The 16942-nt window shown below is 41.1% G+C and carries 10 protein-coding genes; 3 read left to right on the top strand and 7 right to left on the bottom strand.

The annotated features are described in order from the left end of the window. Positions 1-214: T9SS type A sorting domain-containing protein (locus M0R21_05300; GenBank protein MCK9617233.1), on the top strand; the 214-nt coding region annotated here is incomplete at its 5' end. Between the two features lie 666 nt (positions 215-880). Next, a complete protein-coding gene (locus M0R21_05295; GenBank protein ID MCK9617232.1) occupies positions 881-1933 on the top strand; it encodes an HAD-IIIA family hydrolase in 1053 nt (350 codons plus the stop codon). A 232-nt stretch (positions 1934-2165) separates the two neighbouring features. Here the strand turns inward: M0R21_05295 and M0R21_05290 are convergent, their stop codons facing one another. Beyond that, positions 2166-4424, bottom strand: a complete 2259-nt coding sequence (locus tag M0R21_05290) for a S46 family peptidase (protein MCK9617231.1) — start codon at positions 4422-4424, stop codon at positions 2166-2168. A 256-nt stretch (positions 4425-4680) separates the two neighbouring features. Continuing rightward, the gene (locus M0R21_05285) at positions 4681-6345 is read right to left on the bottom strand and encodes a Zn-dependent hydrolase (GenBank protein MCK9617230.1); all 1665 of its coding nucleotides are present in this window, start codon (positions 6343-6345) and stop codon (positions 4681-4683) included. 146 nt (positions 6346-6491) lie between these two features. Between M0R21_05285 and M0R21_05280 the strand changes: the two genes are divergently transcribed. Further along, positions 6492-7052, top strand: a complete 561-nt coding sequence (locus M0R21_05280) for an LEA type 2 family protein (GenBank protein ID MCK9617229.1) — start codon at positions 6492-6494, stop codon at positions 7050-7052. Positions 7053-7685: 633 nt separating this feature from the next. On the opposite strand, the gene M0R21_05275 is transcribed toward M0R21_05280, so the two are convergent. From M0R21_05275 to M0R21_05255, 5 genes are all read right to left on the bottom strand, one after another. Next, positions 7686-9683, bottom strand: a complete 1998-nt coding sequence (locus M0R21_05275) for a PAS domain-containing sensor histidine kinase (protein MCK9617228.1) — start codon at positions 9681-9683, stop codon at positions 7686-7688. Positions 9684-9697: 14 nt separating this feature from the next. Further along, positions 9698-13243 carry a PAS domain S-box protein gene (locus tag M0R21_05270; GenBank protein ID MCK9617227.1) on the bottom strand — a complete coding sequence of 1182 codons (3546 nt, stop codon included), beginning with the start codon at positions 13241-13243 and terminating at the stop codon, positions 9698-9700. A 6-nt stretch (positions 13244-13249) separates the two neighbouring features. After that, on the bottom strand, positions 13250-13702 hold the full coding sequence (locus M0R21_05265) for a response regulator (protein MCK9617226.1): 453 nt from the start codon (positions 13700-13702) through the stop codon (positions 13250-13252). Between the two features lie 211 nt (positions 13703-13913). After that, positions 13914-14618 (bottom strand): T9SS type A sorting domain-containing protein, encoded by a 705-nt coding sequence (locus M0R21_05260; GenBank protein MCK9617225.1) that lies wholly within the window; start codon positions 14616-14618, stop codon positions 13914-13916. Between the two features lie 755 nt (positions 14619-15373). Continuing rightward, on the bottom strand, positions 15374-16867 hold the full coding sequence (locus M0R21_05255) for a hypothetical protein (GenBank protein MCK9617224.1): 1494 nt from the start codon (positions 16865-16867) through the stop codon (positions 15374-15376). Positions 16868-16942 lie beyond the last annotated feature (75 nt).

Here is a 16942-nt window from a genome sequence, read left to right as displayed (position 1 = left end):
ACAAGGCATACAGGTAACCCAGGCATACCACCGCTGGGATGGAGCCTGTCTGCAGGTTTATGATATCAATGGCAGAATGATAAGTGGTGAGCCTCTTTCCGGGCAGAGCCAATCTCTTACTATGGATGTATCCGCATGGCAACCGGGGATGTATCTGCTAAGGATAGTTTATAAAGGCAGGACTTTAGGAACTACGAAAATGATGAAAGAATGAGACCACTCCTAACCTTCCTCCCCCCGCTGAGTGGCATATTGATCTTTTATTTGATTAGTTGCCGGCATATTTTTATTTTAATATAATTGTGGAAATGCAATTTCCGCTATGTTCCGAGCTTATTGCTCAGCCGGGTAAACCACGGAGGCATGAAGCAGCACTAAGGTTTTTTTTTCTTTGTGTTTTTTGGTGCTCTTAGTGGTTAAAAAAATATAAACCACGGAGGCACGAAGTAGCACTAAGGTTTGTTTTTTCTTTGTGTTTTTTGGTGCTCTTAGTGGTTAAAAAATATAAACCACGAAGGCACGAAGTAGCACTAAGGTTTGTTTTTTCTTTGTGTTATAATATTTTAACTTGTACGGAGAACCACGGAGCTTAATATTTATATCTTTATAAATCACAGGAACAGCAATTTGTTTTTCTGCTTTCCATCCTGCACTTCTTAATTCAAAAATTATACATTTTCTCATACGCTAATTCAAGCAAACCATGACCAAGATTTTTATGTACTTCTATTGCACATCCTATGATCTTTTCTGTAATTTGATTAATTTTCATATCTTATTATTTTTAACCCTTGATTTGCATTATAACTTCATTTTAATTGCCGGTTGTAAGGGAACAGTTTAAAATAAAAGTATATTTTTGCCTATCAGATAAAATAATATGAAAACCTGTGCTGTAATTTTAGCCCCGCAATTGTATGAGCAGGCGTTTATCCGTCCGTTGAAAGGAATTCCTTTTTTCCTTTTTTCTGCCATAAAAGTGGCTTCCTGTATAGGAAAAGAGAACGTAATTGTGCTTACCGGCAGTGAAATAATCGCTGTTAGATGCAACGATTATGGTTTTAAAACACTAATTACAAACGACATTTCAGACGAAAATTTACCCCGCTCACTATTTTCTTCCCAGCCAGGCTGCATCATCACCCTCTATGCCGGTATGCCTTGCGTTACAGTTGAATCTATTCAAAAGGGCATCAGCATGGCTGTTTCGGATAGGAAAAAGGTTACAGCTTCAGTTTCATCCTTTGGTTTCAATGCCGAAAATCCTTTGCTCGTTGAAGAAAATGCGATTGAATTGCCACTGAGCTTTACACCAACAGGCGAATATAATTTATCAGGATTTTTACTGCTTTCGCCTCCCGAGGCACAGGTGTTTACCAATGTAACAGATGTTGAAAAATTTGCCTCTTCCGATGAAGGGATTAACTTTTTCAAAACCGTTTCGCCCGAAGTTGTCCGACTTATGCACCCGCACACCATAAAAATGCTGCTGCTCGACGTTGACGGTGTACTTACCGACGGCGGAATGTACTACACCGAAAACGGCGACGAGTTTAAAAAATTTGATACCAAAGACGGTCTTGCAATAAAATCGCTTGTAAAAAAAGGATTTACCGTTGGATTTATCAGTGCTGGCAAAAACCACAACCTCATCGAAAGCCGTGCTAAGTTACTTGGGGCACAATATTGCTACGTTGGTTTCACACCTAAAAAAGAAATCGTTGACGGCTGGTTAAAGGAGCTGCAACTACAATATGAAAACGTGATGTACGTAGGCGACGACCTGGTTGATCTGGAAATTTTTGATGCCGGGGCGCTTAGTGTTTGTCCTGCTGATGCGGTGAAAGCCATAAAAAACAAAGCCAAAATTATTCTTGAAAAAAAAGGCGGGGAAGGATGTGTGCGTGAGTTGGTAGATAACTATTTGGGGTGATAGGGAAGTTGATTGAAATTTGATGGATGGAATTTATTTTCGGACGCAATTTCTATGAAAGAATGAAGTGTAGGAAAGTTTTACAAGCCACTCCAAGTGCGGAATGATGCATAGAAGAAAAACTTCATGGATAAATTTTCTTTAGCCAATAGCTTTATTTCTCTACTTTTCTAACAAAAAAAAACCGCCCCCGAAAACCGGAGGCGGCAAAAGAACAGTGTACTCTAAACAACTATTCACGTATGGTTAATTCATTGATAATATTTTTAGCTCCGGCATATTTGTCAATAACAAACAGCACATAGCGGATATCAACGCAGATGGTGCGCTGGTATTCGGTTTCGTAAGCTATGTCACCACTCATGGCTTCCCAGTTGCCATCGAAAGCCAAGCCTATCAGTTCGCCATTGGCATTCATTACCGGGCTGCCGGAATTGCCTCCGGTGATGTCGTTGGTGGTAAGGAAACAGGTAATCATATCACCGTTGGGTGTTGCATAGCGACCATAGTCTTTTTTGGCATATAGGTCTTTCAGTTTTTGCGAAACAACAAATTCTTCGTTGGTGGGGTCTTCTTTTTCCATTACCCCTTTCAGTGTGGTGATATAATCGTAATGAACGGCATCAGCAGGAAAATAATCCTTAATCTTACCATAGGTAAAACGCATGGTAGAATTGGCATCGGGATACCAGTTTTTCCCGGGATTCATTTCGCGAAGAGCTGCTGTAAACAGGCGTTCTGCTTTGGTTTTCGATTTTTGTGCCTGGCTGAATTCCTGTCCGTATTTCATTTGGGATTCCATCATCTGGCTCATCAGTACCATGGCGGGGTCATTTTCCAATTTCTTAGCGCTGGGTTTGGCAAGAAAAGTGTTCAGTTTTTCTTCGGTAGCAAAAATGGAATGGCTGTACACGTAATCGGCATAGGCTTTAAAGTCTCCTTTAAATTTCTTTTCCACATCCGCAAAGGCGGCAATGTGGTTTTCTTTCGGAAGGTCATTGTAAAGCAGTTCCATCATTATTGCGAAAGTCTTGCGGTCGGTGGGCATATTATAGTCCTTGAAATGTTTCTGGATAGCTTCTTTCAGCCCGGCAATGGTTTCATCAATAGCTTTTGCATTTTCCTTTGAATCTTTATGAAATAAATAATAAACCATGCTAACATTTACTCCAAGAAGTTTTTTGGTATGGTCTTTTTTATCCTGTTCGAGAAGGGCTTGTAGTTGGGCAAATTCCTGGGTAAAATCTATCAATTCGATTCCGCTCATTCCGGCAACAGCGTAATAATACAAGGGCTTATAAGATTTTTCCACCTGTGCATATGCTGCCGAAATATCCTGCAAACAAGTTCCGTATTTTGCCTTTCGTTGTTCGTCGGCATTAATCCATGCCATAAGTTCATTTTCCTGTTGTTGTTTACGGTCAATTACTTTCAGCCGTTTAAGCATGCGGTCCTGTCCGATCATCATTTTCCATCCATTGGAAATACCAAAATATTTCGACGAATATTTAATGCGTACTTCGTCGCTTGCATCCATGTCTTCTTTCCAGCTTGCCAGTTGTTTATCCCAGATTCCGATTAAAGTTGGATTCTGCCCTTCGAGGGTAAATTTTACGCCATAAGAAGTAAGGAAACGTTCGGTACCTCCCGGGTAGCCCCAAATCATGGCAAAGTCATCTTTATTAACACCCTTAAGGGAAATGGGCAGATGGTATTCGGTTTTCATGGGAACATTTTCCTTAGAATAATTCGCGGGTTCGCCATTGGGTGAAGAATAGATACGCAGGATGCTGAAATCGCCGGTGTGGCGGGGCCACATCCAGTTGTCGGTGTCGCCGCCAAATTTCCCGATGGAAGAAGGAGGTGCTCCTACCAGGCGGATGTCGCGATAGGTTTTATAAACAAACATATAGTATTCATTTCCGGAAAAAAAACTTTTCAGTGCTACTTCGTATTTCCCGTCTTCCGAAGCTTTTTTCTTCAGTTCGCTGATGACTTTTTTTATTTCAGTGCTACGGTCAACATCGCTCATGTTGTCTTTTACGTTTGCCAGCACTTGTGCGGTAACATCTTCCATGCGAACCAGGAAAGAAGCGGTCATGCCTTCGTTGGGCAGTTCTTCTTCATTTTTCATAGCCCAGAACCCTTCGGTAAGATAGTCGTGGTCGAGGGAGCTGTGTTCCTGAATGGAACCAAAGCCACAGTGATGATTAGTAAAAAGAAGTCCCTGCGAAGAAACTACTTCGGCAGTACAGAAATAACCGTTAGGAGCGGAACCTTCTGCCAGACCCACGATAGCATCTTTTAAACTGGAATGGTTGATGCTGTATAATTCTTCAGGGGTTAATTGCAGCCCCATTTTATGCATGTCCACGTAATTGAGCCTTTCAATAAACATGGGCAACCACATGCCCTCATCGGGCAAACTTGCCGTAAATCCTTTTGCTCCCAGTAAAAGAGCAGAAACAATAATTAAAAAAAGTTTTTTCATCCGTAAATAATTTTAAATTAAGGTCGGATGGAACTCGCATGTGAGATTTTCATCCGTGTTTGTGTTTAACGAACATGCTCGGTTCATAAATTGATGGAGTTAATAAATATTAAAAAAAGTTTGATTATCCAAAATTATACCACGAACAATAACATCTGTTATTTCATAAAGTTAAAAAACAGTTACAAAAAAATGTGTTCGCTGACGTTTTGGAGTTGTACGTTCACGAACACAATTTTTAGGTATTGCAACTTATTTATTGAAGCTGCAATACCGACAAACCTTGCTCGAACACTACATCCACAGGAATGTTGGTGGTGGCAAAGCTGTCCAGATCCTTTTGGAGCCCCTGGCGGATGATGCCGTTAGTCTGCAGGTATTTTACTGCACCAATGTAATCGCCATTGGCTTCAAAATGCAGGACATAGGCAGCCCATTGGTCAACGGCTGTTTTTGTTTTTGCAAAATCAACTTTGTAAGTTCCGTCGGCATTTCGAGTAAAGGCGCCTTTTTGTTCAAAAAAGTTAAAACACATCATGTTGGCTTTGCCATGCGAACTTGCTGCGCCAAAACGTACCGAGCGGAATATTCCGGCAATGAAAGTTACGTAACAATCTTCGGCTGATATGTTCTTTATTTCTCCTTTTTCGATGAGTTGAGTAGCCATGAAGAGTCCGAGTATATCGGCTTTGGCTTCTTCAAACGAAGAGTAGGTGTCCTTCATGGCTTCGCGAACGGTGCCTTTTCCGTTGATGGTGTTTTTAACTCCCAATCCGTGTGCTACTTCGTGGAACATCACATTGTTAAAGAAAGCATCGAATTTTATGTTTGCTTTTTGTGAAGGATCAATAAGTTTATCGGCAATAGGCACCAGGATATTGTCGAATTTGGCTTTCATTGAATTTTTCAGTTGCAGGCGGCGTGAACCTTTTTTCAACTGTACCTGTTCGTCGTTTGGAAGATTGATAGCGATGGTTTTGCTTCCGCTGTTACAATCGCCTGCATAGTAGATTGCATCGTAAACGCCCAGGTCGGACGAGGTTGCTGGTTTTTCCTTTTTGTATTTGGCTTCCACCGGAAGAGCATTCTGAAGCATAGGAAGGAAAGAGAGGTATTTTTCAAGTTTTTTGCTCCATTCTATATCTTTAACCAAAACAAAAGATTCGAAGGCAGCTTTGTAGCCAAATAGTGCATCTTCGTAATTTTCGATAGGTCCAACGACAAAATCAATTTTATTGGTTTTCATATCCATCCATGCAAAATCGCTGGGTTGGTAGTTTGAAGTTAACAGTGCTTCGGCACGCATTTCAAGGTATCTTTTCAGCCCGGTGTCTTCGGCAAGGATGGCAGCTTTTTTAATCAGGTCGGAAGCTTGCAGCAGCTTTTCCCTGTATTCGTCGTGATACCACACCACCTTAAGGCTGCGGTCGGCATTGCGGCGGATTACCGTGTAAAGACTGGTCTTATCCTTGTTACTCAGTTTTTCAAATTCTTCCTTGGTCATGTCGGCAGGATAAAAAGTGGCGCCAAGGGGTTTTTCACCATAAGAAGGAATAAAAGGTTTATTGTCGTTAAGACGTTCCCAGGGGCCGTAGTTAATTCCGGCAAACTTGCGGGTGGATTCGTCGGCAATGCTGCTGAACAACTTAGCTTTGTCGCCAAAAGATTGTTGCCAGTACAGTTCGTCCATTATCTGCGCAACTTCTATCAGCAGGGGAATCATCAGTTTTTCCTTTTCCGAAAGTTGGGAAAGGTCGGTAGTAAGCCGTACGGTGGCAAAACCCGCTAATTTTTTTTGCATAATGGTATCTGTTTTAAGTGAATCAGCACTGCCTTCGGCGTTTTTTGTCTTTGTATGGCAACTGCTTATTCCCACCAGCAGAACAATGGCTGCCACAACTGTAAAAAGTTTTTTTATCATAAGATCAGATTTAAAAGTTTCAATTTGTTTTTTGAAAGCGAAATTACATATTTTCGGCAATACGTTAACTTTTGTTTACTTTTACAGGAAATTTTTTTATGCGGAACTTGTATAGTAAAATACTACTAATCATATTGCCAGTACTGATGGCATCTATTTTCACGGCTTGCGATGTGTTGCAGCAGGCTGAAAAAATGGCAAACTTAACAAAATGCGAATTCCGACTGGGCTCGGTTACAAATTTAAAACTGGCAGGTATTAACGTACAAAATGCAAAAGCAGTAAAAGACCTGAGTCTTATGGATGCCCAGCGTCTGCTTACGGCTGTTGCCGCCAACAGTTTTCCGCTAACCTTTACCTTAAATGTAGATGTCCGGAATCCCAACACTTCTGCGGCAGGATTAAGTAAAATGGATTGGATACTGTTTATTGACGACATCCAGATGCTGAGTGGCGCCGTTAACCAACAGGTAACCATTCCTGCAAAAGGTATCAAAGCAATCCCGGTAAATGCCAGCGTTGATCTGAAAAAAGTGCTGAAAGGCAAAACTGCTGATGCAATAATCAATTTCGGGCTGAACCTTGCAAGTGCAGGCAACAAACCCACCCGGATGATGATGCAGCTAAAACCTACTATTATGATTGGCAGTTATCCCTTAAGCTACCCAGGTTATCTTACGGTAAAAACGGTTTTTACTTCGAGATAATTGCAGTTGCTATTTCTGTAAGGGAAGTAGGAACCTGAGTTCGGGTTAAAAAAAATAATGTTTTTCTTCTCCCACTTTCATAACTTCTGGAACCACAGTCATGCGTTGCAGAACACTTTTTATCTCGTGCCCCTATCCGGAAGAATAAGGTTGGTGGAAAAAAAGATGGCAACGATCATGGAAGGGGTACATCAAAAAATATTTTTTTACTCAAGAGAATTCCTCGGGGCTTGCCCCAGGGTCATTCATTTAACAGGTTTGTTTTCCATACGCTGCAATTTTTACCGAAATGGTGCAAAAATAAAAATTTTCGGATAACTGTAAGGAATACAAGTTATGGATTGTTAAAACTCTTTCAAAATCTGCAGGTTTTAGGCTTGTATGCCCGTAATTTTATTCACGGAGGTACGAAAGCTTGCCGCAACTCTCGTTTGAACATTCACACGATGGTGAAAGCTTGCCGCAACTCTCGTTTGGACATTCACACGATGTGAAAGCCTGCCGCAGCTCTCGTTTGGACTTTCACACGATGGTGAAAGCTTGCCGTGCCCTTCGTTTACGCTTTCCGCGAAAATAAATGGCATTTCCAATCCCTTTTACATAGGAACTGCGTCGGGGGAGACTGTAAAATCATCAATGAAGAGGAAGGGTGAAACTGAAAGCGCTGCCTTTGCCTTCTTCGCTTTCCGCCCATATTTTTCCGCCGTGTTTTTCCACAAATTCACGGCAAAGGATAAGCCCCAAGCCGGTTCCCTGTTCTTTTTCGGTGCCGGGAGTACTGTATTTGCTGTCGATCCTGAAAAGTTGTCCGATATTTTGTTTGGGGATGCCGATGCCATTGTCTTTCACCAAAAATTCGATGTTGCCGTTACGTTGGCGGCAGTCTATAATGATGCTACCGTTACGGGGAGTATATTTAATAGCATTGGCAAGCAGGTTGCGCAAAATGGTATTTAGCATGTTTTTATCGGCATAAACCAGACAAGGCTCCTGAATATTATTGATAATTTGGATGTTTTTCTTGCCGGCAATGCTGCGGGCAATGGCAAGAGTATTGCTGATGTCCTGAGATAAAGCAAACGTTTCGGGACGAAAATCAATTTTGCCGGTTTGGGAGCGTGCCCAAACGAGGAGATTTTCGAGCAAATCGTATGCCTGGCGCGAAGACTTCTTTATCGTATTCAGGCTGTCCTCAATTTCCTTTTCGCTATACTCGCGATAGTTTTCCATCAGCAATTCCGAAAATCCGATGATGGAATTAAACGGGCTTTTCAGATCGTGGGCAATGATGGAGAAAAATTTATCTTTGGTGGCATTGCTTTCTTTTAGTTCTTCGGAATATTTCAGGAGTTCCAGTTCGTTTTGTTTGCGTTCGGTGATGTCGGTAAAGGAAACAATGATTTTACGATAACTTTTAATCATTGCCACCGACATCAGCCCATGTTTTATTTTTCCGTTTTTATGATAGAACATAAATTCATACTTATCGGGAGCTTCATTCGGATTAGTAAGCCGTATCCGGTTATATTCCTTCAGCCTTTCAAGATCTCCGGGAGGGATGTGCAGGGTCCAACTCATGCCTACGACCTCTTCGTGGCTATAGCCGCTCATCAGGCAATAGGCATCGTTGACCATCGAAATAGTAGTATCCGGCTCAATAATGGCAAGAGCCGAAGAATTATTCTCGAAAATGGCACGGAATTTTTCTTCGCTTTCGCGTAATGCTTTTTCGGCAAGAATACGTTTTCCCTCCTCTTTGTCGGCATTCCGGAAAATGATACGGGTAACATTAATAATGACAATGCTGGTTAAAATGACCAGGATGATGGTAAGCAAAGCCAAAAGCAGAGCCGGATTGATATGGAGATAACTGGTGAGAAAATGTTGAAGAAAGCTGTCGAACAGAATTCCAGCCACGATGAGTGGAAGAATGGTTCGCAGCACCCTGGCGCTTGCCGTATTTCCGCTGAAATGACGCAGGACAAACGTCCGGCTTCCCGATATGGCAATCAGTCCGCATCCCAGAAACAGAAAACAAAAAGCGGTGGGCGCTGCCATAGGTATTAGGTTGCCTGAATATAAAAAAGGGGTTCCAAAAATATATCCTAATCCTGCCAGGAATCCGGCGAAAGCAATGATCAATCCCAAAGTGCCAACTACACTCAGCGATAAAATTTTGTTTTTGCCAAATAGTTTAACCAACATTGCCGTATTGCTGATAAAGAATAACAGACCCGTATAAGGCGACATTCGGTTGATGGGAAAATTGTCTATTTTCCCCCGGACAGGGAATAAAAGATGATCAATGAAAAAGTCGGCATGAAAGAAAACGCTGCTAAATTGCAAAAAACCATAAACAGCCATAATTGTAATGATTACGGCAATAACGATTCTGGTTTTTTTTTGGCATGAATAACAAATCCCCAAACATAAAATAGATCCCAGCAGTATAAAGCAAATGGCGGAGGCAAAAGACGTGGGAATATAGTTATCGCTAATTCCGGCAAGCGCCAAATTTCCGCTTATCCATCCGGCAAGTGTAACCAAACCTGTCAGTAGCACCATGGCGCCCGATAGGAATACAATGTTTCGCAGACTGGTAATATTAGCAAATTTCTTTTTTCCAGACATGGCAAATTCTGATTTTATAAATATTTACTCAACATTTTCAGAAGAAGGTTTTTATCCATAGGTTTTGGGATAAAATCGTTGCATCCGGCTTCGAGACACTGAACCTTATCGTTAGCAAAAACATAAGCCGTAAAAGCGATTACCGGCAAATCTTTATTGAGCTTGCGTATCTCGCGGGTAGCTTCATATCCGTTCATCACCGGCATTTGAATATCCATCAAAACCAAATCCACCGCCGGATTGTTTTTGCAGATTTCGAGAGCTTCCTTACCATCGTTGGCAAAAAGCAGGGAGGCTTGCGTTTTTTTCAGATATACCTTAACTAAATCGAGATTAACCGGAACATCGTCCGCTACCAAAATGGTTTTGTCGCTAAAATCGAAATCGTTTTTTTGATGGCTCTTTTCACGACTTGGTTCCGGTTGGGCTACGAAAGGAGTGTATGGAATGGTAAAATAGAAAGCCGAGCCTTCTCTTTCTTCTGAAGTCAGCCATATTTTTCCTCCCATCAGTTCGATCAGCGCTTTAGAAATGGATAACCCTAAACCTGTACCCCCAAACTGCCGGGTATGGGTTTCTTCTTCTTGTCTAAAACGTTCAAAGATGATGGATTGTTTATCTTTGGCAATGCCTTTTCCAGTATCACTAACAAAAAATTGCAGGTTGTTTTCCGAAAGGGAATAACCAAAACGGATAAATCCACTTTTAGTGAATTTAAGGCTATTGCTTATCAGATTGAACAGAATTTGCCGTAAGCGAATATTATCAGAAATAATTTGACTTTGTGCATCCGGTAACGTCTTGTCGAGTTGCAGGGTAATTTCCGTTTTCCCTTTCTGAACAATTTCGTTTTGATACGCAATGAATAACTCGTCGAGCAAATGGTTCAGGTTGAAATTTACGTTAGTTATTTTAAGCTGATTGCTGTCGATTTTTGAAATATCAATGATATCGTTGATAATTGAAAGAAGATGCTGTCCGTTGTTTTTGATAATGTTGATAAAACGACGTTTTTCATCGGGCGGGATAGAATCGTCGTTCAACAGATCGGCAAAACCAAGAATTCCGTTCATGGGCGTGCGTATTTCGTGCGACATGTTGGCAAGAAAAGCAGATTTTAGCCTATCGCTTTCTTCGGCTTTGGCGAGGGCTGCTTTTAAATCCTGCATTGCTTTAGTACGTTGAATAGCAATGCTGATTTGGTGTGAAACAAATTCAAGGGTATTTTTGTCTTTCTCGCTGTAAGCATTGACATCATCATAGCTTTGTACAACAAAGGCTCCTATTGCTTTACCCTCTACTTGTAACGGGACGCCAAGCCAGATTTTAGAAGGTTCGCCGATAAGATTAACTTCCCCTTTTTTATTCATTTCAAGATATTCCTTATCGGTTATAAGCATTGGCTTATTATATTTTATAATACAACCGGTAAGCGATTTTTCGGCAGGCCAGGTTTCGATAGCATCTTTCTCATCGCTATAATAAGGGGAAGAAAACATTCCTGTAGTTTCATCATAAAAAGCGACATAAAAGTTGCTTGTATCAAGGAGTGTACTAAGTTGCTGCTTTATTGTTTCAATTAGTTCTTTCAGGTTGTTGGTGGAAATTGCCGCATTCGAAATATTGAACAGCACTTTTTGTAATTGTTCGGCATGTTTGCTTTCGGTAATGTCTTCCACTGTCCCTTCGTAATACAGGGATTTGCCATTTTTATCCTGGATGAGCCGGGAACTTTCGCGAATAAAGATATTGGTGCCGTCTTTGCGTTTCCAGGCATATTCCAATCCGTGAACATATCCTTGTTTTTCAATAGTATCCTGAAAGGTTTTGCGTTGATAATCTAATGCGTAGCCTTCTTCGGAAATATTCCGTTTTTTCAAATCTTCCAGAGAGTCGAACCCGAGCATTTGAACCAGAGTAGGGTTTGCAAGCATAATCTGCCCGTCGGGAGTCGTCCGGTACAAACCAATGGTAGCGTTTTCGTAAAGGCTACGGAAGCGCTCTTCGCTTTCAATTAAGGCTTTTTCTGTTTTTTTACGTTCGGTAATGTCGTGGCCCATGCCGACTAATCCAATGATATTACCAAGTTCGTCGCGCAGAGGTATTTTAGAGGTAATAAGCCATCGTTGAATGCCTTTGGGGTCATAAAAATCTTCTTCGCGATTAATTATTGGGTTGCCGGTTTGCAGGATGCTTATGTCGTCGGTATATCCCCGAATTCCGACTTCATTGCCAAAGATTTCCATATCGGTTTTTCCAATGAGATTGGCTTCGGAAGAGTAGCCGGTTAATTCTAAATCGGCGCGGTTGGCAACAACTTTGCGGGCTTCCTTATCTTTTACATAAATGATATCCGGCAGGTTATCAATTAATGTACGAAGCAGGATGCGTTCGCGTCTTACGTCTTCCTCCGCCTGCTTCCGTTCGGTGATGTCGGTGATGAATCCTTCGATATAGAGTAATTGGTTATCCCGGAAAATTCCCCGTCCGCGTTCCCAAACATTTCGGATGGTGCCGTTTTTAGTAATAATATGGTATTCATCTTCGAAAAGCTGATGATCTTTCAGGATAATCTGCCATTTTTCCCACAATCTGTTTCTGTCGTCAGGAAAGATTATTTGGTTAAACGAGAGCCGTTTGTTGCCCAGGACTTCTTCAGCGGAATATCCGGTGAGCTTCAGAAATCCGTCGCTAAGGTATTCCATGGTCCAGTTTGGGTCGTTGGCACAGCGGTAGATAAAACCGGGCAAATTACTTATGAGATTTGCTAATGTCTTTTCACTTTTTTCGAGTGCTTCCTGAGCTTTTTTATGTTCGGTAATATCACGGATGTAGCCCCCAATTCCAAAGGTAGCGTTGGGCAGGGGCACTTTGAATTTGTGCGTTTCATATATTTTTTCGCCAACATGTTCTTCACTGATGATTACAGAATCAGAAGTGAGTGCCAAACGATCAGATATACGACATTGTTCGGCAGCCGTTTTCCCCATCAGTTCGAAATCGGTTTTTCCTATGATGCCCTTTTCATCTTTTCCGAAAAACCGTGCATTAGCCCGGTTAATAATCACGTATTTAAAATCTTTGTTTTTTAAAAATGCCATGTCGTTGGTGGAATTGATAAAAACGCGATATCTTTTTTCATTTTCGCGCAGGGTATCTATGGCATATTTGCGTTCTTTCCTTATTTTGGCTTCGGCCATTTCGCGCAAAATAACTGAGTTCAGGCGGGTAAGATTGTTTTTTATCAGGTAGTCGTGTGCACCGGCTTTCATCATTTCAACTGCGGTTTCTTCGCCTATGGTTCCGGAAACAACAATAAAAGGAATATCTTTTCCGGAATTTTGGAGTAGCCGGAGTGCAGCCGGAGCATCAAATTGTGGCAAGCTGTAATCGCAGATGATAACATCCCAAGATTGTTTTTCAAGGGCTGTAAGCATTTCAACGGCAGTTTCCACACGTTCAGAAACAATAGTGGAGCCGGTTTTTTTAATATTATGAAGGATTAAGTCTGCGTCATTTTCTTTATCTTCGACAATCAGTATATGTAGCGGTAGTTCCATATGAGATTAAATAGTTGAAAGAGGGGGCGTTTCGTTAATAACTAACCAATAGAGCCCGAGATATTTAACTGCTTCGACAAATTGATTAAAATCAACAGGTTTGCAAATATAACTATTTACACCTAAGTTATACCCTTTTATCAGGTCTTTTTCTTCTCTTGAGGAAGTGAGCATAACAACCAATAATCTACGTGTACGTTCATCGGCTCTTATTCGTTTCAATACTTCAAGCCCGTCGACGAGTGGTAGCTTTAGGTCGAGAAGGATAAGAGCTGGCATCTTCGAAATATCTCTGTCGGAATATTTTCCTGTTCTAAACAAATAATCAAGGGCTTCCTGTCCGTTTTCGGCAACGATAATTTCGTTTAGGATGTGCTCTTTTAGCAATGCCCTTTTGGTCAGTTCTACATCGCTGGGATTATCTTCCACCAGCATGATAGTTTTGTCGTTGGAATTCATGATTTTATATGGTTAAGTTCTACATTGTTTGAAAACGGCAGGTAGTAGGCAGAAAGCAGTATGATAGAAAGTATTAACAATAAAATAAGACAGAAAAAAATGTATATATGGGAGATATTTCTTTTTAGTTTAATGCAACAACATACCGGCGGTTTTGTTTTTAGCCGGTCCGAAATTATGAATAAAACAATCTGCAAAAGTCAGGGTAGGTTTACCGTTCTGTACCGCCGGCAATAAACTTTCCGTAAAAATACCCGCTGCCACAACGAAACCGGCAAAAATAAACTCCCGGTACAAGGTCTTTTGCATTCCATTCGATGCTCTGCGGGACATCGCTGTTGAAAACAGAAGTGGCAACCTGTCTTCCATAGGCATCATAAATATCAAAATGACCGGATTTGGCAGTCGGATTTTTTGGCAAACGGATAGAAACTTTATCTGTTACCGGGTTGGGAAAAATCAATAGTGCATTCCCGTTTCCATGCGGGGTTTCTTCTACCGAACTACTCTGGCAGGTGCTTTGGTAAGAAGCCAAGCGGAATGGCATTCCCTGCCCGGCAGTAATGCTGAAGCCCGTAGAGCCATAATAAACCGTATCGTCGGCGATGGTATCGTTACCGAAGTTGATGCCATAAACGTCAACATCGTAGTTGCCAGTGCTAAGCGAATCAATGGTAAGGCTTAAATCGAAATAACAATAACAAAATGCCATTGCACCTGTATCCTTTTCGTAAACAAAAAGGTGATAATCGTTGAGTAAATATTGCATATCGTACATTGAGCCACAGTTTCGATTTACATTGGTATGCCATATGGTAACTGCGTTTCCCTCTACCGTGGCAAAGATACTGTCGTCCTGTGCAAACAGGCTAAAACCGGATACAAACAATCCGAATAATAAAAATAAGTGTTTCATAACAAGGAATTTTTTTTACATTGTAAAGGTACGAAAAAATATACAAATTCAGAACAAGCAGGTAAATTTTTTTTAATTTGCGGAAACAGTCGTTTTGCGTGATTGCTTTGCAAATCAATAAGGAGATATTACTTTTTTATAAAATAGTTAACCGGAAAGAGCAGAGGTGAATAAAACAGAGCCATAGAAGAATCTCTATTTTGCGTATTAGTCCTCTGCCCTCTTTCAGTTGAGATGTGCCAGTTAGAATTTTAATTTACAAGGCTTAATAAAGGTTTCAGCTTCTCAACCAACCCGGTAACATTTTTTGTTTTTAACCTTAAATGCAAAGTTTATACGGATTGGATAAAATGAATCAAAACGGGTTTGATGACACTGAAGCTTGTTTGCTGTTAATGACTATTGCATACAACGTTATGAGTTTGTTTAAACAATTCGTTATCAACGAAAAAGTACGAAACAGGCTCTCTACTTTACGTTATAAAATGCTTGCATTCCGGCTTATATTGAAGAACATTCTAACAAAACAATCGTAAAAATGGTTCTTCGATATAAACCGAAGAGCATGAATACGTAAACTCTGGGACAAATCTGCCGCATTCCAATTCTACTATCCCTTTTTCCTCGCGGTAAGTATTTACCAAGTCGAGGATTTTGTCGCCAAACTGGTTTGCCTTTTTTAAACCTATCCTTTTTAAATCAATAATCCGGACAGTTTTCAGAATTTTGTTGTGATTTATCGTACTGCCAACCCCTTAATTTCCAACTCCTATTTCCTTACCAAAAATATCTTCCTTTTTCAGGGGTCTGCTTTTTTCGAGCCATTTGAAATCGCGGAGATAAAGGTCTGGCTCAAGAAGGTCTTTTTCGGGGAAAAGGGTTTCTTTGGGCTGACCGATATAGGTTATTTTTTTTACCTTGTTTTCTTTGATACGGATGTCCATATTTCCCGAAACGGCTTTGTTTATCCCAATAAGTGCCCCGTCGTCTTCGCGTATCCAGTAAATGGTTTCGGCATTACCTTCCACCGTTACTTTTACCAGGTCGTTATTTCTGAAATAACCATGCATATTTCTGCCTTTTATCTGGTTGTATCCTTTCAGCGTGTCTTTTGAAATGATGAAAGCCGCGTTATACATCAGCAATTCAGAAATTTGCCTGTTTTTTATCAGAATACAGATGGTGTCGGCGGTAAGTTGATTTGCTTGCGACCACAGTACAGGTTTGTGGTAGAGTGTAAGCAGACTGTCGCTGATGGTATATACCAACGAGTCACACATTCCCTGCAGGTCGTTACGAAAAAATTTTGCCGAATGAAAGGAATAAAGGGCTTTGGTTGTGCGCAAACTGTCGAAAGTAGCTTTCAGGGTGTCGGAGTGCAGGAATAATGAATCGTTTTTATCAATAAGTATGGCATATGCACTGTCGGTCATGGTGGCAAAACCGGATTTTTCATAATAATTACCCAGGTTACCCCGGATGATGATATTTTGTACGGTATCGGTAATGGATACATTATTGAATCCTTTTCCTATTCCATTGGTGCGGTCGTAATACAGGCTGTCGCCCTTCAGCAATTGATCGCCGTTGATAAAGTAGGCTTTTTTGCTGAAACGGGAAACGTCGTTACGGGTGTCGTACCAGCCATTTTCGCAATAGATAAAGTTTTTTTTGCCTTTGATGGTTGAAGGTCCGCAAAAAAAAGCGGTACGCGAAAGAGTGTTGTACTTCAACGTATCGGAATTCACAACATAATCCGGGTTGGTAAGCACCACTCTTTCCTTAAAAAAGAATTCTTTTTGTTGGGTGTAGTAATGTCCAATCCGGCTTATGAGCTTATTTTCTTTATTGATGATCACTCCACCGACTTCGTATTTGGCAATTTGCGTGTTGCGGTCGAAAATAAGATGGGTTGTTGTAAGGACGGTTTGGTTGTCAATCAGTTTTACCTTTCCTGTGATATCTGCAATGCGGGTATCGCCGTTGTAGGTAAGCATGTCGCCATACAAATTCAGCGTATCGCTCGATTTGATGTGAATACGGCTGAAGCAGGTAACATTGTTGGTTTTTTCGTCAAGGAGGGCGCTATCGCAATAGAGGTAAGCTCCTTCGTGTTCAAACTGTACATTTCCTTTTACTCTGCGCACTTCATCTCCCAGCATTTTGTCGTAACTGAGTTCGTCAGCCTGTACCAGGCGGATTCTTTTTTGCCCCTGTGCAACGATGCATGTGGTAAACAGCAAAGCCATTATAAGCAACCCATTTTTTTTAAAAGAAAACCACGACCCGAACATAACAGCGGATTAATTACGGGCAAAAGTACA

Source organism: Lentimicrobiaceae bacterium (genome assembly GCA_023227965.1).
Taxonomy (GTDB): domain Bacteria; phylum Bacteroidota; class Bacteroidia; order Bacteroidales; family JALOCA01; genus JALOCA01.
Note: the sequence above shows the minus strand (reverse complement) of the source record. Positions and strands in the feature narration are given on the sequence as shown.